The organism is Stenotrophomonas sp. YIM B06876, assembly GCF_030711595.1.
In the GTDB taxonomy this organism is placed as follows: domain Bacteria; phylum Pseudomonadota; class Gammaproteobacteria; order Xanthomonadales; family Xanthomonadaceae; genus Stenotrophomonas.
Window position 1 is genome coordinate 1 of record NZ_JAUJUJ010000362.1, and the last position, 825, is coordinate 825.

2 protein-coding genes are annotated in these 825 nt (G+C 66.7%); both read left to right on the forward strand.

Features of this window, described 5'->3' with window-relative positions:
- On the forward strand, positions 1-497 hold a 497-nt coding region (locus QZH66_RS17310; RefSeq protein WP_305807079.1), incomplete at its 5' end, for an ABC transporter permease.
- A gap of 139 nt (positions 498-636) precedes the next feature.
- Complete coding sequence (locus QZH66_RS17315) at positions 637-771, forward strand: hypothetical protein (RefSeq protein ID WP_345783871.1); 135 nt, start codon at positions 637-639, stop codon at positions 769-771.
- Positions 772-825: the final 54 nt, after the last annotated feature.

An 825-nucleotide genomic window follows, 5' to 3' on the forward strand; every position in this document is an offset into this window, starting at 1 on the left:
GGCTGCCGGCGAGCGGGCGCGGCGAGACCCGCGCGCTGCTGGGCATCGAGTGGTCCTGGCTGACGCTCGACGGCCTGCAGCACCTGGTCCTGCCGGCGTTCAACCTCGCGCTGTTCAAGATCTCGCTGGTGCTGCGCCTGACGCGTGCCGGCGTGCGCGAGGTGCTGCCCCAGGACTTCGTGAAGTTCGCGCGCGCCAAGGGCCTGTCGCCCGCGCGCGTCATGGTCATGCATGTGCTGCGCAACACGCTGATCCCGCTGGTCACGGTGCTCGGGCTGGAATTGGGCGCCACCATTGCCTACGCCGTGGTGACCGAGACCATCTTTGCTTGGCCGGGCGCCGGCAAGCTGATCCTCGACAGCATCAATTCGCTCGACCGGCCCGTGGTGGTGGCCTACCTGATGGTGGTGGTAGTGATCTTCGTCACGCTGAACCTGGTGGTGGACCTGGCTTACAAACTGCTCGACCCGCGCGTGCGCCTGGAGGCCGCGAAATGACAAACCCGCGCAGCTTTGACGAGCATTCGATCTGGTGGCGCGTCGGCGCCGACTTCCTGCGCTCGCGCGTCGCCGTGGCCGGTCTCGTGGTGCTGGCCCTGGTGGTGCTGGCCGCGCTGGCNAGCTGATCCTCGACAGCATCAATTCGCTCGACCGGCCCGTGGTGGTGGCCTACCTGATGGTGGTGGTAGTGATCTTCGTCACGCTGAACCTGGTGGTGGACCTGGCTTACAAACTGCTCGACCCGCGCGTGCGCCTGGAGGCCGCGAAATGACAAACCCGCGCAGCTTTGACGAGCATTCGATCTGGTGGCGCGTCGGCGCCGACT